This is a genomic window from Burkholderia sp. BCC0398 (genome assembly GCF_902833245.1).
In the GTDB taxonomy this organism is placed as follows: Bacteria; Pseudomonadota; Gammaproteobacteria; order Burkholderiales; family Burkholderiaceae; genus Burkholderia; species Burkholderia sola.
In genome coordinates this window covers 1-23203 of the sequence record NZ_CADFEM010000032.1, presented here as the reverse complement: position 1 = coordinate 23203, position 23203 = coordinate 1, and the positions used below count along the sequence as shown (strand labels likewise).

Here is a 23203-nt window from a genome sequence, read left to right as displayed (position 1 = left end):
TCAGAACAGGCGCAGCAGCCCGTCGAGGCCGACATGGTCGAATGCGACGGTGGCCGCATCGCGCACGACGGGCTTCGCGTGGAACGCGACCGACAGCCCGGCTTCGGCCATCATCTTCAGGTCGTTCGACCCGTCGCCCATCGCGATCGCGCGGCTCGGCTCGAGGCCGAGCGACGCGCACGTGTCGCGCAGCAGGCGCGCCTTCACGTCGGCGTTGACGATCTCGCCGAGCACCTTGCCGGTCAGCTTGCCGTCGACGATCTCGAGCGTGTTCGCATGCGCGTAGTCGAGGCCGAGGCGGGCTTTCAGCCGCTCGGTGAAGAACGTGAAGCCGCCCGACACGAGCAGCGTCTTCAGGCCGGCGGCCTTCACGCCGGCCAGCATCGTCTCGGCGCCCGGCGACAGTTGCAGCCGTTCTTCGTACACGCGCTCGAGTGCGTGCGCGTCGAGCCCGGCCAGCAGCGCGACGCGGCGCGTGAGGCTTTCGTTGAAATCGCGGATCTCGCCGCGCATCGCCGCTTCGGTGATCTCCGCGACCTGCGTTTTCAGCCCGCAGAAATCGGCGATCTCGTCGATGCATTCGATCGTGATCAGCGTCGAATCCATGTCCATCACCGCGAGCCCGAAATCGCCGAGCGTGCGGCCGGCCTCGACGAAGCCGAAGTCGAGCGCATGCGTGCCGCAGTACGCGTCGATGTCGAGGCGTTGCGCCGGGCTCGCGTTTTCGATGCGCAGCGCGTGATCGTCGGTCTGCACGACGCGGGTGCCGCGCGACAGCGCGAGCAGCGGTTTGTGATGGGCGTCCGACAGCGGCGCAAGACTCTGGATGACGAGATTGTGGGTCATGACGAGTGGTTGGGAAGCGAATGAATGACGTGCGCGGCCCACGGGTGGCCGCCTGCGCGCGCGGGCCCCGTACGGCTGCGGGCCAGTGCGTCGCGAACGCGCCATTGTAGCCGGTTGGTCGCGCGTGGCGGCCGGTGCCGGCGCGAAACCGGGCGCGGTACGGCGGCGGTCACCCGTTTGCGCGATCCCAGTACGGCGGATCGCCGAAATGCTCGGCCAGGAACGCGATGAACGCGAGCGTTTTCAGCGGCACGTGCGCGCGGCTCGGATAGACGGCCCAGATCGCGACGTCGTCCGCGAACGGATAGTCGTCGAGCACGGTGACGAGCGCGCCGCTCGCGAGCAGCGGGCCGACGTCCCAGGTCGATTTGATCGCGATCCCGAAGCCGTCGACGAGCGCTTCGCGGATCGCCTCGCCGTTGCTCGCGACGAGCCGGCCGCCGACCCGCACCGTGAGCGGGCCCTGCGGCGTCGCGAACGACCAGTCGCGCTGGTCGCCGAGGATCACGCACTCGTGCTGCGTCAGATCGGCCGGGTGCCGCGGCATGCCGCGTTCGGCGAGATAGGCGGGCGAGCAGCACAGCACGCGGCGGTTGGTGGCGAGCTTGCGGGCGACGAGCGTCGAATCCTTCAGTGCGCCGAGGCGGATCGCGACGTCGTAGCCGTCGTCGACCAGATCGACGATCTCGTCGGACAGGCGCAAATCGAGCGACACGGACGGGTAGCGGCGCAGGAACGCCGGGATCACCGGCGCGACGTGCTGGCGGCCGAACGACGACGACATCGACACCTTCAGCCGCCCGTACGGCTCGCTGCGGCCGCGGCCGACCGACGCGCGCGCGGCGTCGGCCGCCGCGAGCAGCGCGTCGGCGCGCGCCATGAAGATTTCGCCGTCCTGCGTGAGGCTGATGCGGCGCGTGGTGCGGTGCAGCAGCCGCGCGCCGAGCTGGCGTTCGAGCTGGGCGATGCGTGCGCTCGCGACCGCGGCCGACACGCCGAATTCGCGACCGGCCGCGCTGACGTTCGCGAGCAGCGCCGCGCGCACGAACAGCGCGACGTCGAGCAGGTCGAGCGGCTTGTCGGGCGCGGGAATGGGAGCAGGCGTCGGATCAGACGACATTATTCTGAAATTCCTGAAAATGTTTCAGGAAATATAGCGGTTTTCTCGAATGATCGGGTTGCCTACGATGGCACGCATGGAGGTTGCGCCGCAGCCTGCCGGATCCCCTGAAAGGAGTATCGAGATGAAAGCCGTTGGATTGACCCGTTATCTGCCGATCGACGACCCGCAAGCGTTGCTCGACGTCGAACTGCCGCAGCCCGTGCCGGGCCCGCGCGACCTGCTCGTGAAAGTCGATGCGATTTCCGTGAACCCGGTCGACACCAAGGTGCGTGCGCCGAAGCCGCAGGTCGAGGAGACGCCGCGCGTGCTCGGCTGGGATGCGGCCGGCACGGTCGTCGCGGTCGGCGCCGACGTCACGCTGTTCCGGCCCGGCGACGAAGTGTTCTACGCGGGCAGCATCACGCGGCCCGGCGCGAACAGCGAATTCCACGCGGTCGACGAGCGGATCGCCGCGCTGAAGCCGCGCACGCTCGACTTCGCGGCGGCGGCCGCGCTGCCGCTCACCGCGCTGACCGCATGGGAAGCGCTGTTCGACCGGTTGCGCGTGTCGCCGCAGGGCGCGGACGCCGGCAAGTCCGTGTTGATCATCGGCGGCGCGGGCGGCGTGGGCTCGATCGCGATCCAGCTCGCGAAGACGCTCGGCAAGCTGCACGTGATCGCGACCGCGTCGCGGCCGGCATCGGCCGAATGGGTGCGCACGCTCGGCGCGGATGCGGTGGTCGACCATTTCGGCGATTTGCCGGCGCAATTGCGCGAGGCCGGGCATCCGAGCGTCGACTACGTGCTGATCTTCAACGATACCGACCATCATTTCCCGGCCGCGGCGGAAGTCATCCGGCCGCAGGGCGGCATTTGCACGATCGTCGAGAACGCGAAGCCGGTGCCGGTCGAATTGCTGAAGGCGAAGAGCGCCGCGTTTCACTGGGAGTTCATGTTCACGCGCGCGATGTTCGAGACGCCGGACATGATCGAGCAGCACAAGATCCTGAGCGAGGTCGCGCGGCTCGTCGACGGCGGGACGCTGCGTACGACGCTCGGCGAACGGCTCGGCGCGATCAATGCCGAGAACGTGCGGCGCGCGCACCGGATGCTCGAGGGCGGGCGCGCGATCGGCAAGCTCGTGCTGAGCGGCTTCTGAGCCGGCAGCGCGCGCCAATAAGGTGACGGCGCCGCGAACGCAAGCGGGGTAACACCCGATGCGTTCGCGGCGCATTGCATCGCGCTTGGCGGTAGACTGGCAACGCATCATGCATCTAAAACCGCGCGGCACGCGCGTGCCGCCGCATGACAAGGAGGTCAGCATGAGCCAACGCAGCTTGTCGGTCGCCGCATCGTGGTCGGTCGTGTTCGCGGCGGTGTGCGCCAGCGCGAGCGTATTCGCGGCGCCGCCGGTCAAGGGCAGCCTGAAGGGCGGCGGGACGGGGCAACTCGAATACACCGTCAAGGTCGACTCGAAGACCTTCGGCAATACGCAGGAGACCCGCAAGATCCGCTCGGGCGAGACGGACGATTTCAACTGGAAGTCGGTGCCGCCGAGCGGCGCGGTCGCGATGCCGGACGGCTGCCCGAACGCCGACAACCTGCCGCGCGACGCGAACGGCGCGATGGTGCGGCAGACCCAGGTGCGGCTCGCGCCGTCGGTCGACGCGAAGGGTGTCGCGAACGTGCAGTTGAGCTTCCAGGCGGCCGCGCCGAAGGGCACGCGCAGCGTGACGGCCGGCGGCAAGTCGCTGCAGTGTCCGGACGTCGTGTCGGTGAGCCAGGTGAAGTGGGTGTCGCTGCCGACCAACGGCGGGTCGAAGGCCGTGACGATGAGCGACGGCACCAAGGTGACGGTGTCGATCAAGCATTGAGCGGCGCGCGTGGGCCGGCGTTTCGTCCGGTGCGCGCGCAACCGGTTCGATTGACGGAACGAGCAGGGCGGCACGCGAGCAGATCGCGCCGCGTCGCCGTTGCCATGCGTTTCCGCAACCTGCTTCGCGGTACGGCGCGCCGACCGTGCAACGGCGATGCGTGACGTCATGCGGATGTCACGTTATGCTCGCTCGCATTCTTTCCTTTCCGTCACGACACCCCGATGAAACTTCGAATGCGTGCGCTGCTGTCCGCCATTGCGTTCGTCGCCGCGCACGCTCATGCGGCCGACGAGTGCAGTTTCGTGAAGAAGGTCGATCTGCCGTCGCGACAGCAGGTGGCGGTGGTATCCAGCGGCGCACTCGAAGCGTGCTCGACCGGCAGCTACGCGGTGCGCGTGTATTCGACCGCGCATGCCGCTCCGGGCTTCGATACCGACGATTACGTGACCGGCACGCTGCATGCGCGCGACGGCACGGTCGCCGATGCGTACACGGCCGACCTCGGCGCACGCGCGCCGCAGGCGCTCGTCGTGACCACGCGCTCGGCCGGCAGCGGCGGCTACGTCGGCGCGCAGGCGTATGTGACGACGCCGCGTGCGGTGCGGCTCGTCGCATCGGTCGACGGGCTCGCGCCCGACGCGGATATCGCGGCCGCCCTTCGGCAGGCAATCGGCAAGCGACGCGGCGCGCACTGATCGCGCCGCGTCGCACGATGTGCCGCCGCCGCGCGTCAGTGCGTTCGCTCTTCGAGCCGCGACGCGAGAAAGCGGTGATCGGCCGAGAACAGCCGGCGATAGGTCATCAGCACCGCGCCGACGGTGCCGAGCGCGGACGCCGCGGCAATCAGGAACATGATCACGATCTGGTAGCGCACGGCCTGCAGCGGCGACTGGCCGGCCAGCACCTGGCCCGTCATCATCCCCGGCAGGCTCACGACGCCGACCACCGCCATCTGGTTCAGCGTCGGCAGCATGCCGGCGCGCACGGCCTGGCGCGCGGCGTGCTGCGCGGCTTCCCAGCGCGTCGCGCCCAGCGCGAGCGCGGTCTCGACGCGATCGCGGCGCGCGGTGAGTTCTTCCATCATCCGCTCGACGCCGAGCGACACGCCCGTCAGCGTATTGCCGAGAATCATCCCGAGAATCGGGATCGCGTATTGCGGCGCGAACCACGGATGGATGCGGATCACGACGAACAGCCCGACCGCCGCGACGAACCAGCTGCTGAACCAGATCGACGCGATGCTGTCGATCCGCTGGCCGCGGTATGTGCGCTTGCCGCGCCCCGCGCCGGCGAACCCGGCGATCAGCGTCATCAGCGCGGTGAGCGGCAGCACGACGTACCAGTGCGGATGGCCGAACACCCAGCCGAGCACGTAGCCGATCGCGAGCAATTGCACGACGGTGCGTACCGCCGCGAGCGCGAGCTTGCGGCCGAGGCCAAGCGACAGCGCCGCCGAGATCGCGCCGTTGACGGCGACGAGCGCGGCCGCGATGCCGACGTCGACGAGGCTCAAGTCCTGCAAGGTGGGGCTCATTGCGCGGCCTCCGTCGGGTCGGCCGCGTGCAGCACGCCCGCCTGCATCACGAGCCGCATCGTGCCGATCCGCGCGGCCTGGGCCGGATCGTGCGAGATCCACATGTACGCGCGGGCGTCGGGCGCCGCGTCGAACCACGCGCCGACGAGCGCTTCGATGGCGCGCGCCGATTCGGGATCGAGCGCGGAGGTCGGCTCGTCGAGCAGCAGCACGTCGGGATCGAGCTGGAGCACGCGCAGCAGCGCGGTGATCTGCGCTTCGCCGCCGGACAGGTCGCTCGCGCGCTGGTCGAGAAAATCGGCGCCGCGGCCGGCCTGCGCGGCGAGCGCTTCTGCGCGGGCGCGATCGAACGCGACGTCGCGATAGATCGCGAGCGAGTACGGGTAGCGCAACTGCGATTCGACGGTGCCGTCCATCTGCGCGGGGCGCTGGCGGACATAGGCGATGCTGCGCCGATAGCGCGGAATGGCGCTGCGCCGGATCCGGCGGCCGCGCCACAGGAGGTGGCCGCCGTCGAGCGGATCGAGCAGCGCGAGTGCGCGCAGCAGCACGCTCTTGCCCGACCCGGATGGTCCGGTGATAGCAATTCGCGATCCCGCGGCGAGGCTGAAATCGGTCGGAGCGAGCAGCGTCTTGCCGCTGCGGGCGTCGCGCCGCGTGATGTGCTGCGCGTCGATGAGGCCGGTGGGGGAGGTCATGTCACAAATGAAAAAAAGCGTTAATGGCGCCGAAAGGCCGCCATGTCGTGCGCCATAATACCCATTGAAAAGCCGCCGTTGTCGTGCGCCGTTCGTCCACGCAAGCGGCCCGGCATCGTGCGGCAACGCTTCAGAACAACAACGGAACCGCCATGACGCTAGCCCGAACCATCGGCAAATCGGCTGCATGGATCGTCGGTATCGTCGCGGTGCTCATCGCGGCGGCCGGCATCTTTATTTTCACGTTCGACTGGAACCGCGCGAAACCGTGGGTCAACGAACACGTGAGTACCGCGCTCGGCCGCCCGTTTGCGATCAACGGCGACATCAAGGTCGGCTGGCGTCGTCCCGATGGCGAGACCGGCTGGCGTGCATGGATACCCTGGCCGAGCTTCTCGGCCACGCAACTCGAGATCGGCAATCCCGACTGGGCGCAGGCGCCCAAGTTCGTCACGCTCGATGCCGCGCACTTCGATCTCGCGCTCTTGCCGCTGCTGGCGCATGAAATCGTCATCCCTTCGATCGACGTCGTCAATCCTGCCGTCGATCTCGAACGGCGCGCGGACGGCAGCAATACGTGGACCTTCCAGTTCAAGCAATCGGGGCAACCGAACAAGTGGAAAGTGCGGCTCGACAGCTTCGGGTTCGCGAAGGGTACCGTCGTCTATCGCGATGCGATCACCCAGGCCGATCTGACGATCGGGATCGATACGCTCGGCCAGCCGATCCCGCTCGGCGACGTACTGAAGGAGCAGGAACAGAAGTCGCGCGCGGCGTCCGCCCAGCGCGTCGGCAAGCGCGGCGCCGCGCAATTGAGCGCGAAGGCGAACGCCGAGGCTGCGTCGGATGCATCCCGCGCATCGGCGGCGCAGGTCCCGAGCGCGGCATCGACGTCCGGGTCCGCATCGGGTGTGCTGCCTGCGTCCGTGGTGAATACGGCTTCGTCCGCATCGACGGTTGCGTCCGCATCCGGCGCGAGCGGCGCATCGGCCACCTCCGGCGCCACCGTGCCCGCGAAGCCGTCCGGGCCGACCTATGCGTTCGGCCTGAAGTTCGACGGCCGCTACAAGAACGTGCCGGTCACCGGCACCGGCAAGGTGGGCGGCGTGCTGGCGATCGAGAACGCGACGCAGCCGTTCCCGCTGCAGGCCGACGTGAAGGCCGGCGACACGCGGCTCGCGATCGTCGGCACGCTGACCGATCCGATGCATCTGGCGGCGCTCGACCTGCGACTGTGGCTGCAGGGCACGTCGATGTCGCATCTCTACCAGCTCACCGGGATCACGCTGCCCGACACGCCGCCGTATGCGACCGAGGGGCACCTCATCGGCAACATCAAGCGGGACGCGAGCACGTTCCGCTACGAGAACTTCAACGGGCGCGTCGGCGGCAGCGATCTGCACGGCACGCTGACGTGGGCGCAGCGCGAGCCGCGTCCGAAGCTGTCGGGTGAGCTCGTGTCGAACCTGCTGCAGTTCTCCGACCTTGCGCCGGTGATCGGCGCCGACTCGGCTGCCAGCAAGAAGAAGCGCGGCGACACGACGCGCCAGCCGCCGGACCGCGTGCTGCCGGTCGCGGCGTTCCGCACCGAACGGTGGAGCGCGATCGATGCGGACGTGAAGTTCACCGGCCGCAAGCTGATCAAGAGCCCGCAGTTGCCGATCACTGACCTGTACACGCATATCCTGCTGCAGGACGGCGTGCTGACGCTCGAGCCGCTGCAGTTCGGCGTCGCGGGCGGCACGCTCGCGACGAATGCGCATCTCGACGGCAGCCGTACGCCGCTGAAGGGCCGCTTCACGCTGGCCGCGCGGCATCTGAAGCTCAAGCAGCTGTTCCCGACGCAGAAGGTGATGCAGACGGCCCTCGGCGAAATCAACGGCGATGCGTCGCTGTCGGCAACGGGCAATTCGCCGGCCGCGCTCGCGGCGACGTCGACCGGCGAAGTGAAGGCGCTGATCACCAACGGCCGCATCAGCCGCTTGCTGATGGAGGCCGCGGGGTTGAACGTCGCGAACGTGGTCTACGAGAAGCTGTTCGGCAACCGCGACGTCAACATCAACTGCGCGGCGATCGACTTCGTGGCGACCGACGGCATGCTCGACCCGAAGGTGTTCGCGCTCGATACCGACGATGCGCTGATCAACGTCGACGGCCCGATCAACCTGCGCGACGAATCGATCGACCTGAAGATCCATCCGCACACGAAGGGCTTCCGGATCTTCTCGCTGCGCTCGCCGTTGTATGCGAAGGGCACGTTCAAGAACCCGAAGGTCGGCGTCGATGCGGGCGCGCTCGCGCTGCGCGCCGGTGCGATGGTCGGGCTCGGGCTGCTCAACCCGTTCGCGGCGCTGATCCCGCTGATCGCGCCGAGCAACAATCGCGACGTGCCGTGCTCGGAACTGTTCGGGCAGCTGAAGGCCAAGGCGGCGCAGAAGGGGGCGGCGAAGGCCGGCAAGTGACGCGCGGCCACGGGCGCGGCATGCGCCACCGTGCGGCCTCGGCGTCGTTGCCGCGCCTGGCTGAGCGCCGGCCGTGCTGCGCGGCCAGCGCGCTCAACGGCGGGCGCGTGCCCAGACGAGCACCGGGTCGACCTCCCGGCCGCGGATCCGCACCGGTCCGGCGGTGCCGAGCTGCAGCCGGTCGCCGTCCAGGCTCACGACACGCTGCTGGACGTTGCCGATCCAGTTCGGATACAGGCTGACGTCCATTTCATGGGTCAACGTGCCGTCGTCGTCGACGCTAAAGGGGCCTGAATACGCGATGTAGCCGTGCGCCGCGGCCGCGCGCTCCTCGACGCTCCCGCCTTGCAGGTCGCCGTCCGCGTAGGGCGGGCGGCCGGCCGCCATCAGTTGCGCGGACATGTAGCCGTCGGGCGTGTACAGGATCCAGCCGCGCGCGTCGCGGCCGAGCGGATAGGTGACGGTGCTCCCGTCGCGCGGGCGGATTTCGTACGACACGAGGCGCCATGCGCCGACGAGTTGTTCGCGAAGCTGGCTGGCGAGCATGCGGGATTCCGGTGAGACGGCGGTGACGCGCGTGCCGTCATGTTGACGGGCCGGCGGGAGGGCCGGGAATACGCTGCCGGGGCGGGGCGGTCGGCAGTTTCTCCGACACCTGCTAAAATACACGGTTTTCCGTCGATTTCTCTCTTAACGGGACCTGCCGTGCTTTCTACTGCCAACATCACGATGCAATTCGGGCCGAAGCCCTTGTTCGAGAATATCTCGGTCAAATTCGGCGAGGGCAACCGCTACGGTCTGATCGGCGCGAACGGCTGTGGCAAGTCGACCTTCATGAAGATCCTCGGCGGCGACCTCGAGCCGAGCGCCGGCAACGTCGCGCTGGAGCCGAACGTCCGCCTCGGCAAGCTGCGCCAGGACCAGTTCGCGTACGAAGACGTGCGCGTGCTCGACGTCGTGATGATGGGCCACACCGAGATGTGGGCCGCGATGACCGAGCGTGACGCGATCTACGCGAACCCGGACGCCACCGACGACGACTACATGCACGCGGCCGAGCTCGAAGGCAAGTTCGCCGAATACGGCGGCTACGACGCCGAAGCACGCGCGGGTGCGCTGCTGCTCGGCATCGGCATCGAGGAGAAGTTCCACAACGGCACGATGGCCGACGTCGCGCCGGGCTGGAAGCTGCGCGTGCTGCTCGCGCAGGCGCTGTTCTCGAAGCCGGACGTGCTGCTGCTCGACGAACCGACCAACAACCTCGACATCAACTCGATCCGTTGGCTCGAGCAAACGCTCAACGAGTACAACTCGACGATGATCATCATCTCGCACGATCGTCACTTCCTGAACTCGGTGTGCACGCACATGGCCGACATGGACTTCGGCACGCTGAAGGTCTGGCCGGGCAACTACGACGACTACATGCTCGCATCGGCACAGGCGCGCGAGCGCCAGGCCGCGGCGAATACGCGTGCGAAGGAACGCGTGGCCGAACTGCAGGACTTCGTGCGCCGCTTCTCGGCGAACAAGTCGAAGGCGCGCCAGGCCACCAGCCGCGCGAAGCAGATCGACAAGATCAAGATCGAGGAATTCAAGCCGTCGTCGCGCCAGAATCCGTTCATCCGTTTCGAGTTCGAGAAGAAGCTGCACAACGTCGCGGTGGTCGCCGAAGAGATCACGAAGAAGTACGAGCGCACGATCTTCCAGAACTTCAACCTGTCGGTGCAGCCGGGCGAGCGCATCGCGATCATCGGCGAGAACGGCGCGGGCAAGACGACGCTGCTGCGTTCGCTGCTCGGCGCGCTGCCGCTCGATCACGGCACGGTGAAGTGGTCCGAGAACGCGAACGTCGGCTACATGCCGCAGGACACGTACGAGGAATTCCCGAACGACATCACGCTGATGGACTGGATCGACCAGTACCGCAAGGACGGCGACGACGAAACGATGGTGCGCGGCACGCTGGGCCGCCTGCTGTTCTCGTCGGACGACATCAGGAAGTCGGTGAAGGTGCTGTCGGGCGGCGAGAAGGGCCGCATGATCTGGGGCAAGCTGATGCTCGGCCGCCACAACGTGCTGCTGATGGACGAGCCGACCAACCACATGGACATGGAGTCGATCGAGTCGCTGCAGATCGCGCTCGAGCAGTTCGAAGGCACGCTGATTTTCGTGTCGCACGACCGTGAGTTCGTGAGCGGGCTGGCGAACCGGATCATCGAAGTGAAGACGGATGGCACGCTGTTCGACTTCGGCGGGAATTACGAGGAGTTCCTGACGAGTCAGGGGCAGGAGTAAGTGTCCTAGCCTGTACCCAATCTGATGTACCCAATTGTACCCAAGAGGCCCGCTGAGTTTGTACTCAGCGGGCTTTTTGTTGTACCCACGCCGGCAATCTTTCAGTCAGCCCTGTTGTTTTCAATCATCTTCGCCATTGTGGCGGTTCTCCGGCTTCGCTGCCTCCTCGTCGTTCTCCAGTTGACCCCGTTCCTGCGCCTCTATTTCTGCTGCACTCCAGCGGCGGGTAGCATCGGCGCGCGCCTTGGCAATCTGGTCTAGCAGTGCGCTGTGAGCTAACACGTAGCGGTCGAGCAGTTCCCGCACGACGTCCGACGTTGTCTTTTGGGTAGCGAACTGAAGGTTATCTAATTGCTCATGCAACGTGACGGGGATGCGGACGTGTAAGACCCGCGTTTCAACTCCCTTTGGTCGACCTCTCGTAGCCATTTTTCGTGTCCTGTATCACCGATATGGGAAGTTTAGCAGATATCGACGCATGATTGGCTATCAAATCTCTAATTTCGATAGGGACAATCATATTTCTGTGATACAAAATACAGGTAATATTCGAATTGTTGTGAGACAAAACACATTAACTCGCAACCCTCTATTGTTCGACTGAGGACCGCTCTTTAACAACTTGGCGCGTAGGCATGTCCTACCGGCCCCTAGTCAGGGTCGAGACGAGGCAACGATAGTCCGCACGGCTGATGTAGAGCCGAGGTGGCAAGGTCGATTGCAGCCCCGAAAGAGACAAATGTTTTCGGTTCGTAGAGCAGGTTCCAGCGAGCCTGTTCCATCAACCGAATGACGGAGAATCCATCTATGCAAATCCAAGCAGTTGCAGCACACACCCGCCTTGCGCTTGCAACGGTGGCGTTTTCGAACACCGGCAAAGACGAGGGGCATGCGACGCTAAACGAGGAAAACGCGGCCCGCTGGCTCAAGAACGGTCAAGACTATCTGCGTAGCAATCCGGAGGCTGCCCTCGACCCGATCGCTGTTGATACGGTGAATCTGGCCTTGTTGCGCCTTCGCATCCTTACGTTGGCTAGAATGCTCGATGAGGCAGAGGACGCGTTCAGTCGGTTGGATGCTGCCCTATACGCGAACTGATAGCGATTTGCAGTCGGTCTGAGCAGAATGTTCCCGGTGTTTCTGCTTATGGTCTGGATCGGCGCGTGTGCCATGATGTTAGTTGATAGGTTCCGTGGGAACGTGCTGACGATCTTTAACAGCAGTTACTCGCGGCCGTACGTGATGTGCGATATATAAAGCGGGGAACATCATGGCGTTAATCAACTGCCCGGAGTGCAAAACCTCCGTATCAGATCAGGCCCGCGCCTGTCCATCCTGCGGATATCCAATCGCATCCACGAACAACACCTACGAAGCCGTGATGTCCCCGCCGCAGGTTGTCTCAGTATCAAAATCTCGCGGAACTTACATAATTCTCGGCATATTATTCGGCGCGTACGGTTTCCATGATTTCTATGCGGGCTACAACGTTAAAGGCGCGATAAAGCTAGGATTATTTGTAATCGCATTTCTTCTTGATGCGACCACCGGCTTTTACTCCAAGTTCTTCCTGATTATTGGCGCAATCAATTGGCTGTGGGCTTTGGGTAGCATCTGCACGAATAAGGCAGAAGTATCCGGCAAGTTCATGACATGAGCATTCGTCGCTAAACAACAGTAGGATCAATGGCTTACGGGTGGAATTTCACAATATAAAATACCCCACAGCTTAGGAGAGGACGAACCTCACCCGATGGGTAGGCATGCCCGATGGATGGCTGGCTATAGGCTAGCCGCCAATGATGCCCCAGGTACGTGCAAGGCGAACCATATCCGCATAGCCATCCGGCTGTGTTTCTTGTTGTCTACAAAAAGGAGTTAGTACTACTATGAATAATGTTTGCCGTGTACCGGACGTTCCGTATGCGGACAGCCGGGTAATTAGTGCTCGGATCACACCTGAGTTCCATCGGCAACTCCGTCAAATTGCAGCGGATAAGGACTGTGCTGTTGCCGCTGTGGTCAAGACGGCGCTGGAAACCTACGTCCGAGAAAACGCCCATTGAGCGGCATAGGGCTTCAACTCTGGGACGCCTCTGGCCGGATCGTCCTAGACGGAACTACGCGATGCGCCCGCATTGTCGATATGTTTGAAATCCCGCAGGCCCGCGACGCAAACGGGCATCCGCTTGGATACGGGGACGGTCAGCCAGGACGCCACGACGTGAATTTATCGGCGGGTGAGCCCTTTTGGTCATTCATGCCGGACTTTCTATTCAAGCACATCAGCATGAATGCCCCCGTACCGATCTTCGAAATTGATTCGCGGGGTATCAGTTGGCATTACAGCACAACAAGCGACGCTTATCGCACGCCGGTATGCGGCTGGTGTGTCGTCGGCGTTTATTAACCACAAGGAGGTTACATAGCAGGTTCAAACAACAACGTCACCGTTCGGTATTCGGTAGACGCATCTGGCGCACAGGCCGGTATCGGCCAACTCCGTGCCGCAAATGCGCAGCTAAACGCGTCGCTGGACGAAGCAAGGCGGAAGCAGGAGGCTGTGCAGCGTGCGATGCAGGAATCCGCGAGCAACGGCTATAACCTCAGTGCACGCGCCGCAAAGAGCCTTTCTGACGCATACGACCGCCTGCAACAAACTGCGGGTAAGACGCGGCTTGAAATCCTCAATGCACGCGCGGCGGCGCTTGGTGTTAGTCAGGCATTCTCGGCGCAGGCGGCGTCCATCGCTGAGGCTGCGAAGAAAACACATGAACTCAACTTGAACAGCGTTGGTGCGCGGCGGGAGATGATGGTCCTGGCGCACGAAGCGGCAACCGGTAGCTGGAAGAACTTCGCTGGTTCGATGATGGTGATGGCGGAGCAGGTTGACGCGATGAAGTACGCAACGCATCCGTTAGCGTTGGGGCTTGCGGCGGCGGGTGGGGCGGCCTACGTGTTCTACAAGGGCATCTCGAATGCGACTACGCAGGCGAAGGCGTTCTACGACGCGATGAACTCGACAAGTGGCTACGCGCAACAGACAAGGGAATCTATCCAGGGACTTGCGGAGGACTTGTCCAAGCGATTCGGTGTCGGCCTCAGGGCGGCAACGGACGGTCTTAACCAACTTGTCGCAACAGGGCGCGTTACAGCCGACATTTTCCCGCAGGTCGGCACTGTTGCGCTGGCCATGTCGAAATCTACGGGTGAGTCATTTGACAAGACGGTGGAGTCGTTGCTGAAACAGCAGGACGAGGTTAGGCGGGCAGCGGAGGAGTACCAGCGTACGCACCATTCAATGTCCGATGCCGATATGGATCGAATCGGGTCTCTCGAAAAGCTGGGGCAGAAGCATGAGGCGTTCAAGATTCTCATTACGCAGCAGTTGGCCGACATCGAGCGCGAGACCAAGGCAAGCACAGACCATCAAGCGGGATTCTGGGACAACGTTACAGCAGCATGGGGGCGTTATACGCGCGCGCTGGCTGCCAAGTCTACGGACCTCGACATCCTCAACGACCTCAAGTCGAAACAGGCAGCACAGCTTAGCGGTCGTACGCCGGGCGACTACACCGACTACGGGCCGCTGATCGCCGCTCAACAGAAGATCGTTGATGCAAACCGAGAAAGCCAAGAAGCGGCAGCGCGAGAGGCGACGGATAAGGCGGCATTGGCGGATTCGCTGCGGTCGGTAACAGCGGAGTACGAGCGCACGAAATCGGCGCAGCAACACCTGACAGATGCAGTGAAGCGCGATAACGAAATCATTGACACGCGCATTTCGTTGCTGACGAAACAGGGGAAGATGACGGAATCAGTGCGGGCGCAGCTTGAGGCCCAGCGAAGGCAGATGATTGCATTCGACACCGAACACATCACCCCGACTCGGAAGCGCGGTAACGGCTCTGCAATCGCGGCTTTGAACGCAGAGACGCAGACAGGTTTGGCGATTCGGCAGATTATCGAACAGCAGGCGGAGAAGCAGCTACAGGCCCAGCGACAGCTAGGCGTGATCGACGCGGAGACGTACTACCGCAAGCTTACCGACCTGCAAAAATCTGCGCTGGACGACCAAATTGCACTCGCGAATAGACGTGCCGATGTGCTTCGCTCTTCGTCAGACAAGCGAGCCTACACGGAAGCGGCGGCGGCAGTTGAAAAACTCCAGCTTCAACGCAAGGGCTTGGATTCGAGTTTGCAAGATACGTTGGCGGGTCTGTCGCAGCGGCGTGACATTGATGTGCGCCGGTACGTCATGGGCCTGGGCCAGATGAATACGCAGCAGGAGGATGCGTACCAATATCAGGACACAACCCGCAACATGACCGCACGGGCCAAGGCCGAATGCGATGCACGGTACGCGTTGCAACAGCAGTATCAGCAGCGTGTGCGGCAGTTGGTCGAACAATACGCGCTCGATCCTGCCTCGGATATGAAGCAATACGCGGAAAAACTCCGAGCGGAACAGGCATATCTCGCGGAGCGCAGCGCGGGAATGGAACTATTCTTTGCCCGTGAGGAGACGCGACGTAATAGCTTCGCGGCTCAGATGAAGGACGGTCTATTGTCTCTCGGCGGTGACGCCATGACCAGCGCAGAGCTTGCCCGGACTGCCCTTGTAACCGCGTGGCAGGATTCGCAGAGCGCTTTGGAGCAATTCATTACGAGCGGCGAGGGAAATTTCAAGGAGTTCACGGCGAGCGTTCTGGGTGACCTAGCGAAGATCGCGTTGCGCCAAGCCGAAGTGTTCGCGATCCAGAGCATTAGCAGTTCGTTCGGCTCATTTTTTAGCGAGGGTGGCCCGGTACTGCATCGCGCGGGCGGCGGCCCCATCGCTGGCCCAGGCACAACGACCAGTGACAGCATTCCCGCGATTCTCTCGAATGGCGAATTCGTCATCAATGCCGCGTCTACGAAGAAGTACCGCAGCCTGCTTGAGGCGATCAACTCCGGCCACATGGCGCACTTCGCGACTGGAGGTATCGCCGCCACTCTTGCCCCGTCTCCGGCAGCATCGGCAGTTAGCAGTGAGCGGCCCCACTTCACCGTAAATCTGAACGGGGGCGGAGGTGGTTTGACTGGGGAAGATCTTAAAGAACTGACCCAAAAGATGCAGGGGCTAGTAGATATCCAATTGCACAAGCGAATGACCGAGCAAGGGGGATTTGGGTACCAAATCCGTAACGGTCTCCTTTAACTGACCAGTACCGCGAACCCGTCGACGCCGGGATGGGTTCGTCATTGAGATTTCCGGCATTAACCACTATAAATTAAGGACTACGATATGACAAAAAAGAATAATGCTTTCATTCGATCGGTTATCGCTGACGTTGTCGCCGGCCCGGCGGGGGCCGCAACCTATGCTGAGGCGCGGTGGGGTGTAGACGCAGGTGCAACACAAGTTGTTAAGGCGCTAACTAACCCGATGCTCGCGGGTCCGGAAGCGAAGGGTGCCCTTACAGCAGGGACTTTGAGTCGTCAGGAATTTGTACAGGCTGTGTTTAGCCGCTCGATTCTCGGGCAACTTAAGGGACTGGTACAGGTGCCGGCAATCTGCCGCGTGAATGCCGAGACCTCGCAGATTGCAGCGAGGTTCGTAGGCGAGTACATGCCGCTCCCGACGTATCGAGGTGCATTTACCACGAATCTTGTGGACAAGCGCAAAGTGGGCCTCGTCGCAGTCATGTCGCGTGAACTTTTCCGGATGACTGGCGACGCAGCGGAGGGGGTAATTTCCGCTCAACTGCAACGGGCATTGAGTCGCGGTCTTGATAACTACTTTGTAGGTGAGCAGGGACGGGATGATTCTGCTCCCGCCGGCCTGGCATCGCTGGCGTTGAAGGCGTCAACGTTCGCTGATGGAATCAATATGTTTGCCGGTGATCTTACGACTTCGAGCATTCTGGTCAATCCGCGTACCGCAATTGCACTCCGCAGCCCTACTGAGACGCGAATTACAGCTAGTGGCGGCGAATACGGCGGCCTGCCTGCTATTGCTTCGTATGGTGTTCCGCAAGACAAGCTGTTCATTGTGGATGCAAGCCGCGTGCTGGCCTACATCGGAGACGTTGAAATGGGAGCGGGAACCACTGGTCGTCTTAACGTCGATGATGGTTCGGGGACGACATCGCAGGTATATATTGATTTGTTCTCGACTGATCAAGTCGCAGTCAAGGCAGAGCAGTACGCTGACTGGGACTTTGTCGATGGGGCGGCCGTCGAGGTTACGTTTCCGTTCTGATTATGACTGTGAACGTGAACGATAAGAAACTGGAGGAACTTCGTGGCGAAGCGGAATGTATTCGCCAAGAGTTCTACGCCGTAGTCGCTAAAGGTGGGGACGGGCGTGCGCTCGTAAAGCGGTACGAAGCCGTGCAGCGAGAAATCACCCGGCGGGTAGCCGGGTAAGCCAGAGCGATCGAATCAGGGGCGAGAGATTTCCCCATTAATATAAGGAGAACGATGGAATATGAAATCCCGGTTGGTCACATGGAGACCAACCAACTTAAGGCACTGATCGGGGCGGCGCAGACGGACAACCGGCGTCTCGCTATTGAGATGGCCCGTAACGACCTCGTCGCGGCGGCGGCTAAGGTACGACTTATCCGTATTGAACTGGACGAGGCCGAACAGGAATGAGCCGCCGCGACAGTACGTTCATGATTAGCTCGGCGGCACTCGCGCGGTTGCATGCGGACGCTCGTAGCGTAGGTATGGGGGCATCTCGGTACTTCCGAGAAAAGGCCGAAAGGATGCGCGACGCGTTCGAGTCCGCGCCGTTATACCGGCCGAAACTTGACCTGGGAACACCCCGTAACAGAGAGTATCAAGTGGGGGTATCTAGTCTTACGGAAGGTCCCTTGCAGGAACTTGCGAAGCGCTTGGGCTTGCCTGCCGATGCTGTGGCGGAGATGGTCATTACATCGGATGAGGTTCTGGCGTGAGCCGTCGCCAATTGCTGGAGGCCGCACGCCGCGTTGGTGTGCGGGCCGACATGTTCTATCGTGGCAAGCGCATACCCCTGAATATCGAAGCACTCCGCACGGCTCTGCTGGAGCGGCTGTACGGGCGGAATCTGGGTACGGTGCGCGCAATGTCGCCGCAAGCTATGGACGACAGGATTTTACGCGGCGTAGCTTGCGCCCTGGGCGAACTCGGTCATTCGCTCGGTGTAGCTCAGATGGCCGTCCGTGAAGGGCAGGACGCATTACAGGAGTACAAGCGTCTTGCGAGTCTCAAGCGACGTAGGCCGGAGGACGAGGCAGCCGCACTTGCATCGAGTCGTCAATGGTTGGCGAGGGCTCGCACCATGCAGGACCAGTATGAGGCGCGGCGTGCGGCAGTCCAACGATAACAATATCTGTCCGACGTGTGGGGAGCGATTCCGCTCCTCGCGAGCCTTCGACATGCATCGCGCCGGTGAATACGGGCGTGTCGGGCCGGATGGTCGGTACCTATCGGCACAACGACGTTGCCTCACTGTCAACGAGATGCGGGAGGCCGGAATGCTTCGAAATAAGCGGGGACTCTGGATTACGAAAGCGTTCGGAATTGCCTCTCCATTTGCATTAGGAGCCGATGCGAGCGGGAGGGTAGGGGCATGTAGCGACAGAATATTCAAGCCGGTTACAGCCTCACGCGTGCGCGCGCGCACAACACTACTTGCCTCGGAGGCTGCGTAGCAATATGACGCCGACAAAGGCCACAGGCCACAGGAGCATGATCGCGCATATGGCTGTGAATAGACCACCTGCGAGTCGCAGCCTTATCGAGTTTGGCAGGCATTGAATCAGCAGTACAGGTAGCCAGAGCAGCACACACGCGAATAACGTTTGGAAGAAGCCGCCGCGATAGATCGATGGGCCCGAACCTTGGCTGACCCAGCCGCCGGTGATTGGGCCATTGCGAAGCCGTACGTAAACGAACACAGCGAACCCAATCGCTAGATAGGTGTAAGGCCAATAGTGAGCGGCAACAGTGAGCAGATTCACGCAGTTGGCCCCGCATACGGTTCGGATTGGTCAGAGCGTAGAGCGAATCCGGCCCGATCGCTATGGGGCCTAGGGCGTTATCGGCGGAAATTTTGCAGTTAGCGATATTTCGACACTGACCGGTCGGCGCTGCGATTTTTGACCTCTGCATTTTTCCTATCCCCCCGTCCCTAGCTACCTCAGTGGCACTGCTCCGGATACCGTAAGCGACCGTTTCAGCTCCACTGCGGGCCTGTTGCGAGACTGCGAGGGCGGGGCCATACCTGAATCAATCAGCCCGTCTACGGGCTTCTAATCAAAGGAGATGTTCTATTGAGTGATTGCTCGAAGCACCCGGAATGGAAACCTACGGGGCTGCAATGGAAGTGCCCGTTCTGTACGCCAATCAGTAACCGACCTCTGACGACCAAGCAGAAGGCCCGTCTAGCTGCGGCTGGAAACGCAGTCCGGATTGATGACCTCTCTGGAGGCGCATGGGACGTGATCCGAAAGCGAATCCGCAAGCGTGATGGGTACTGCTGCCAATCCTGCGGCATCGCTGTGCGGGCCGGGGTTGTGGATCACGTCAAACCCCTTGCTCAAGGCGGCTCAAACGCGGATGAGAATCTGCAACTGCTCTGCAAGGAATGTCATGACGACAAGACCAATGCAGACCAAGGATACAGGGTGCGGAGGCGGGTGGGTGTGGACGGGTTGCCGGAAGGTTGGGCTTGAGTGGGCAGTAGGTACATCGATTGACTGGCAAGTATGCTAACCACGATCGAGACAGCGACCAAGCTACTCGGTTCGTGCCGTGGTGGCCGGAAGTCACCGCCGTACGTGTTCCTGCTCTATCGCTGAGTGCTGCCGGATGGAAAAAGAGCAATCGTCCGGTTACGAGGCTGTCGGTCAAGTCATATGTTGATCTCGAAACCGGCGAGATTATCAAGAAGCGAGATATGTTCATCCGGCGATACCCGGTGCCTTCAAATCAAAGTCTGCGACTGATCGAGCAGCTTGTAGTGCTTAATTCGCGACTCGGTAAGAGGGCGAGGGAGCTATGTGTGTTTCTGCTCAAGATGAGGAACTGCCGTGGTTCTTTCGTGCAGCCTCTGGAGGATTTGCTCAGAGCCTATATCAACCGGAAAGGTCGTGTGGCCCGGCTGTCCCGTGCCATGAACCGACATATCGATTTGGTCGGGGAAATTGCGGCGGCGGGGGTAATTGCCCAGGAGCAGGCACTCGGGAGTCTTTTTCAAAAGCACCGAAGACTGACTCCGCGAGAGGTATTGGAGGAGGCGGCCGTGTTCTATGCATGGCCCGGCATATTTCATGGGCGAAACGGCTGGGCGGGACGATTTGCGGCGGGGGATGACATGTACTTACCAAAAGCAATCGGCCGGAAACCCTTGTCGGGCCTATAAACCACCTCCGAGAAGTTGGCCGCGTATGCCAGGATTTTGAAATTTGTGGGGTTGCTGGTGCAAACGTTTCGAGGTGGGGCTGTTAATTTTCCGACTTGATTGTGGGATATTCCCAGGCTACTTGGAGTAGTCCCTTTTTGAACTCGTAATGACCAAAGGTGCTCGTCATGGTGCCATTGCAGTCAGGGCATGAATTTTCGTACCGCAATTGTCCGTTGACAGTTAAATTCTGGATATCCGGAGAGTATGGTTTTGATGAAATATGCTTTTTGCAATTTTCGCATATTAAGTTAATTCTAATGAGCTTGCCGGTTTGCGGCCCCTGTGATGTTGTGCCTGATGGGACAATATAATTTCCGAGTGCGGGGTAGTGACGACTTCTTGCAACGTTTCGGTACGTATTGGTTACGCCGCCTATGAAGCCGAGGACTTCATCAAATTCCATTTCGATTGGGCATCGAATCCAATGCTCGCCGTCATCGTACCAGTATTCTCTTCCGGCGACGCAAATTGCTCTTAAATGCGGAATATCATTCTTTCGGGTATATATTTTTTCATATCTACTTGCTTCATTTGAATCGTTGCCGCTGAGGTCTGAGTTAAGGGCAAACACTACACTTCGAACTCGTTCAATTGAGTGGTGAACATTGTTTCCTCCGACGTCTTGTAGTCCTGGAAGATAACGGAACTTGTAGAGTTGTGCTGCAGCATCATGAGCGCGTGATAGGTCGGAATATGTGAGAGTCGTTTTAACTTCGATAGCATAGAGAACCGCTTCGATGGGGAAAATCCCCACGCTATCGTCATATAGAGCAGGTGGGAGGATGGAGCGATCGTAGAGAACGATATCCATTTGATTGGACATCGTGCCCCCATGTTGCTCGATTATTTGTCCAGTCCCTACACCAACGTCGCTCGGAAGAAGGGGGCGAAAAAGCTTGGATATCAATATTTCCAGGACGGTTCCTTTCACGCCTTGGTGAGAAAGCGTGCTTGCGGCACGTGCCTCTTCAACCGCACCTTTAATTTTGGCGCGAAGAAATTTCTGGTATTGATTTTTGTCTGTCATGACGTTTGATTTTAGCTTTTGGGTTTTTCGATATAGTCCTTGATAATATCGATCAATTTATCTGGGCTAACCTTATCGAGTAAGCGGTCGAAAATGTCGTGCAAAGGAGATGCGGCATCGTTCTTGCTGAGAACGCGTATGGGATTTGCTCCAAAATTCTTTACGGCATATTCTCTAAGCAGTTTTATCATCTCGTCGTCGTCGTTCATTTCATTTCTATAGCCGACGAAGGCATGGGCTGCGGCAGATTTGAAAGCATAGTCTTCGCCTAACCGCTGACATTGGCCATATTGCCGCGCAGCAAACCACGTCAGCCAAATGCCAGGCGTCAGCACCACAAATCGAAGAAGAGATAGTAAATAAAAATTCGGGGTGGACGATCTTGGTGCGACTGCCGATGCGCCGGTGATCGATGCTACCGTACCTGCTATTGTTGTCGTGCTAGCTTGTTCCAAGACGGCATTCCACAAAATAATGCCCGTGACAGTTAGTGCGATGATTCCGATGCTAAAAATTGCTGCCCAAAAATATTGTAATCTCTGTAGCACTTTTCTGCGTGTCTCGAACGATTGAGCGAGCGCGACGCGACTTGCACCTTCCAGAGTGTGCTCAATTTCTTCTCGTTTTTTGTCGAAAAGATCGAACAATTCGCGTTGTTTGACTGCGGCTATATCTAGTTCGATGACGTAGGCGTCCACCTTTTGTTTTTCGGCTTCTGCGTTTGTGGCGCTAGCGGATGCATTCGTGGTTGCGGTGGCCGACGCGCGCTCATACCCGAGTATCTTCTCATTTATGGATTCGATCTCAAGGAAAATGGTATCGATCTTCGATCGGACGGTAGTTAAGCGACCTTCTGCCTCACTAGCACGGCTCGCGGTCTCAATCACTTGATCTGACCGTGTAGCAAGTTCCGTAAGCGCGGCAACTCGATCGCCGGCCAGCATGTCAGGTGTAATAGGTAGCAGCCAAGGTAACGCCGCGCGAATAGTCCAGAGATAGCTTTGAAGTGTGTTTGTTGTTTGTTGAACCCACATTTGTCCGTTGGTCTGAGCGGAATTCATGTGGTTTTCAACGTTTGTAACGGAATTAACGATATTCTGCCAATATATTGATTTTATTCCAGGGTCAAGGTGGGATAATTCGGCTCGCTCCACCCCGGCGATGATGAAATCAAGCCATTCTGTGATGTTGTTTTTCGGAATCTGTACGCCGTTCTGTCCGGGGACTTGCTCCGGTATCACAGGTAATTGGGCCTCCCACTGCTCCTTTGCTTTTCTTAGCTTATCCGTAAGTGGTGTGGTGGTCATTTAATCCCCGATTCTTCTGTAAGAATTGTTGGCGCACTTTCGGCGCTAACTCGCTAAAGAATACACTCTCTTGGAGTGCTTGCGGAGGTAGGGGCGTGCGCTGGATGGTCTTGGAAGTGATCGCGCTTCGGATGCTCCTGGGCACTAGCGGCAAAGTGGCCTCCGAGCTACGCGACGTGTAGGTTACTTCTTGTCGGGCGCGCGATGCCTTCACATGCAATCTTAAGACGCACAACCCGGAGCGCGCTGCGCGCCGGATTATCGAGGCGCGGAGTTGTCTCCCACAGGCGGATGTGGATTGACCGGTTCGGGAGCTTGAGGGCGACTATTACGAGTTCACTTAGCAGTTGAACTGATTCGACATGTTCAAGATCGGCGGAAGCATCAAATTTGATGCCGCAGCGAGCGCTACAAGGACAAAGTCAGGGTTACAAGCGACTTCCTAGGCACGTTAAGAGAGCGGGTGATAGCTGTTCGGTTTGCTCATAGTCATGCTGTTTGGTGGCAATCGTCGCGAGTAATGTGACCTTGCCCCTGTTTCACGAATCCCATAACCGAGGCAATCAGGCCGCTTGCCCTTGCTGAGCGGCGGCCCAGTTCTTCTCGAACGTCA

General features: G+C 60.7%; 20 protein-coding genes. 12 read left to right on the top strand and 8 right to left on the bottom strand.

Features of this window, described 5'->3' with window-relative positions:
• Positions 1-846 (bottom strand): phosphoserine phosphatase SerB, encoded by an 846-nt coding sequence (gene serB / locus HWX76_RS35825; protein WP_050015547.1) that lies wholly within the window; start codon positions 844-846, stop codon positions 1-3.
• Between the two features lie 169 nt (positions 847-1015).
• A complete protein-coding gene (locus tag HWX76_RS35820) occupies positions 1016-1966 on the bottom strand; it encodes a LysR family transcriptional regulator (protein ID WP_050015545.1) in 951 nt (316 codons plus the stop codon).
• Positions 1967-2090: 124 nt separating this feature from the next.
• Between HWX76_RS35820 and HWX76_RS35815 the strand changes: the two genes are divergently transcribed.
• The 3 genes from HWX76_RS35815 to HWX76_RS35805 all read left to right on the top strand — a co-directional run bounded on the left by HWX76_RS35815 (position 2091) and on the right by HWX76_RS35805 (position 4520).
• Positions 2091-3107, top strand: coding sequence for a zinc-binding alcohol dehydrogenase family protein (locus HWX76_RS35815; protein WP_089488477.1), 1017 nt, complete (start codon positions 2091-2093; stop codon positions 3105-3107).
• Between the two features lie 163 nt (positions 3108-3270).
• The gene (locus tag HWX76_RS35810) at positions 3271-3822 is read left to right on the top strand and encodes a DUF6013 family protein (RefSeq protein ID WP_050015570.1); all 552 of its coding nucleotides are present in this window, start codon (positions 3271-3273) and stop codon (positions 3820-3822) included.
• A 224-nt stretch (positions 3823-4046) separates the two neighbouring features.
• A complete protein-coding gene (locus HWX76_RS35805; protein WP_089488476.1) occupies positions 4047-4520 on the top strand; it encodes a PliI family lysozyme inhibitor of I-type lysozyme in 474 nt (157 codons plus the stop codon).
• A gap of 35 nt (positions 4521-4555) precedes the next feature.
• Here HWX76_RS35805 and fetB read toward each other — a convergent pair whose 3' ends face one another.
• Both fetB and HWX76_RS35795 read right to left on the bottom strand, forming a co-directional pair.
• Complete coding sequence (gene fetB, locus HWX76_RS35800) at positions 4556-5359, bottom strand: iron export ABC transporter permease subunit FetB (protein WP_050015539.1); 804 nt, start codon at positions 5357-5359, stop codon at positions 4556-4558.
• Positions 5356-6057, bottom strand: a complete 702-nt coding sequence (locus HWX76_RS35795; protein ID WP_089488474.1) for an ATP-binding cassette domain-containing protein — start codon at positions 6055-6057, stop codon at positions 5356-5358. Before HWX76_RS35795 ends, fetB begins: the two co-directional genes overlap by 4 nt.
• Positions 6058-6209: 152 nt before the next feature.
• Here HWX76_RS35795 and HWX76_RS35790 point away from each other — a divergent pair, with 152 nt between their 5' ends.
• Positions 6210-8519: an AsmA family protein gene (locus HWX76_RS35790; RefSeq protein WP_089488473.1), complete on the top strand. Its 2310-nt coding sequence runs from the start codon at positions 6210-6212 to the stop codon at positions 8517-8519.
• A 93-nt stretch (positions 8520-8612) separates the two neighbouring features.
• On the opposite strand, the gene HWX76_RS35785 is transcribed toward HWX76_RS35790, so the two are convergent.
• Positions 8613-9065 carry a lipocalin-like domain-containing protein gene (locus HWX76_RS35785; protein WP_050015533.1) on the bottom strand — a complete coding sequence of 151 codons (453 nt, stop codon included), beginning with the start codon at positions 9063-9065 and terminating at the stop codon, positions 8613-8615.
• Between the two features lie 159 nt (positions 9066-9224).
• Between HWX76_RS35785 and HWX76_RS35780 the strand changes: the two genes are divergently transcribed.
• Positions 9225-10817, top strand: coding sequence for an ABC-F family ATPase (locus HWX76_RS35780; RefSeq protein WP_050015532.1), 1593 nt, complete (start codon positions 9225-9227; stop codon positions 10815-10817).
• A 120-nt stretch (positions 10818-10937) separates the two neighbouring features.
• On the opposite strand, the gene HWX76_RS35775 is transcribed toward HWX76_RS35780, so the two are convergent.
• Positions 10938-11246 (bottom strand): hypothetical protein, encoded by a 309-nt coding sequence (locus HWX76_RS35775; protein ID WP_175843464.1) that lies wholly within the window; start codon positions 11244-11246, stop codon positions 10938-10940.
• 378 nt (positions 11247-11624) lie between these two features.
• Here HWX76_RS35775 and HWX76_RS35770 point away from each other — a divergent pair, with 378 nt between their 5' ends.
• The 7 genes from HWX76_RS35770 to HWX76_RS35735 all read left to right on the top strand — a co-directional run bounded on the left by HWX76_RS35770 (position 11625) and on the right by HWX76_RS35735 (position 20214).
• A complete protein-coding gene (locus HWX76_RS35770; protein ID WP_175745606.1) occupies positions 11625-11915 on the top strand; it encodes a hypothetical protein in 291 nt (96 codons plus the stop codon).
• Between the two features lie 172 nt (positions 11916-12087).
• Positions 12088-12474, top strand: coding sequence for a TM2 domain-containing protein (locus tag HWX76_RS36570; protein WP_208449587.1), 387 nt, complete (start codon positions 12088-12090; stop codon positions 12472-12474).
• 918 nt (positions 12475-13392) lie between these two features.
• The gene (locus HWX76_RS35755; RefSeq protein WP_244138077.1) at positions 13393-16017 is read left to right on the top strand and encodes a phage tail length tape measure family protein; all 2625 of its coding nucleotides are present in this window, start codon (positions 13393-13395) and stop codon (positions 16015-16017) included.
• A gap of 87 nt (positions 16018-16104) precedes the next feature.
• Entirely contained in the window at positions 16105-17061 is a 957-nt protein-coding gene (locus HWX76_RS35750; RefSeq protein WP_176017083.1) for a phage major capsid protein, read from the top strand.
• A gap of 221 nt (positions 17062-17282) precedes the next feature.
• Complete coding sequence (locus HWX76_RS35745; protein ID WP_175843470.1) at positions 17283-17459, top strand: hypothetical protein; 177 nt, start codon at positions 17283-17285, stop codon at positions 17457-17459.
• A 1832-nt stretch (positions 17460-19291) separates the two neighbouring features.
• Positions 19292-19525 carry an HNH endonuclease gene (locus HWX76_RS36880; RefSeq protein ID WP_279612917.1) on the top strand — a complete coding sequence of 78 codons (234 nt, stop codon included), beginning with the start codon at positions 19292-19294 and terminating at the stop codon, positions 19523-19525.
• 20 nt (positions 19526-19545) lie between these two features.
• On the top strand, positions 19546-20214 hold the full coding sequence (locus HWX76_RS35735) for a hypothetical protein (protein WP_175840526.1): 669 nt from the start codon (positions 19546-19548) through the stop codon (positions 20212-20214).
• A gap of 82 nt (positions 20215-20296) precedes the next feature.
• Here HWX76_RS35735 and HWX76_RS35730 read toward each other — a convergent pair whose 3' ends face one another.
• Complete coding sequence (locus tag HWX76_RS35730; RefSeq protein ID WP_175840528.1) at positions 20297-21283, bottom strand: DUF6602 domain-containing protein; 987 nt, start codon at positions 21281-21283, stop codon at positions 20297-20299.
• A gap of 11 nt (positions 21284-21294) precedes the next feature.
• Complete coding sequence (locus tag HWX76_RS35725; protein ID WP_176017081.1) at positions 21295-22590, bottom strand: hypothetical protein; 1296 nt, start codon at positions 22588-22590, stop codon at positions 21295-21297.
• Positions 22591-23203: the final 613 nt, after the last annotated feature.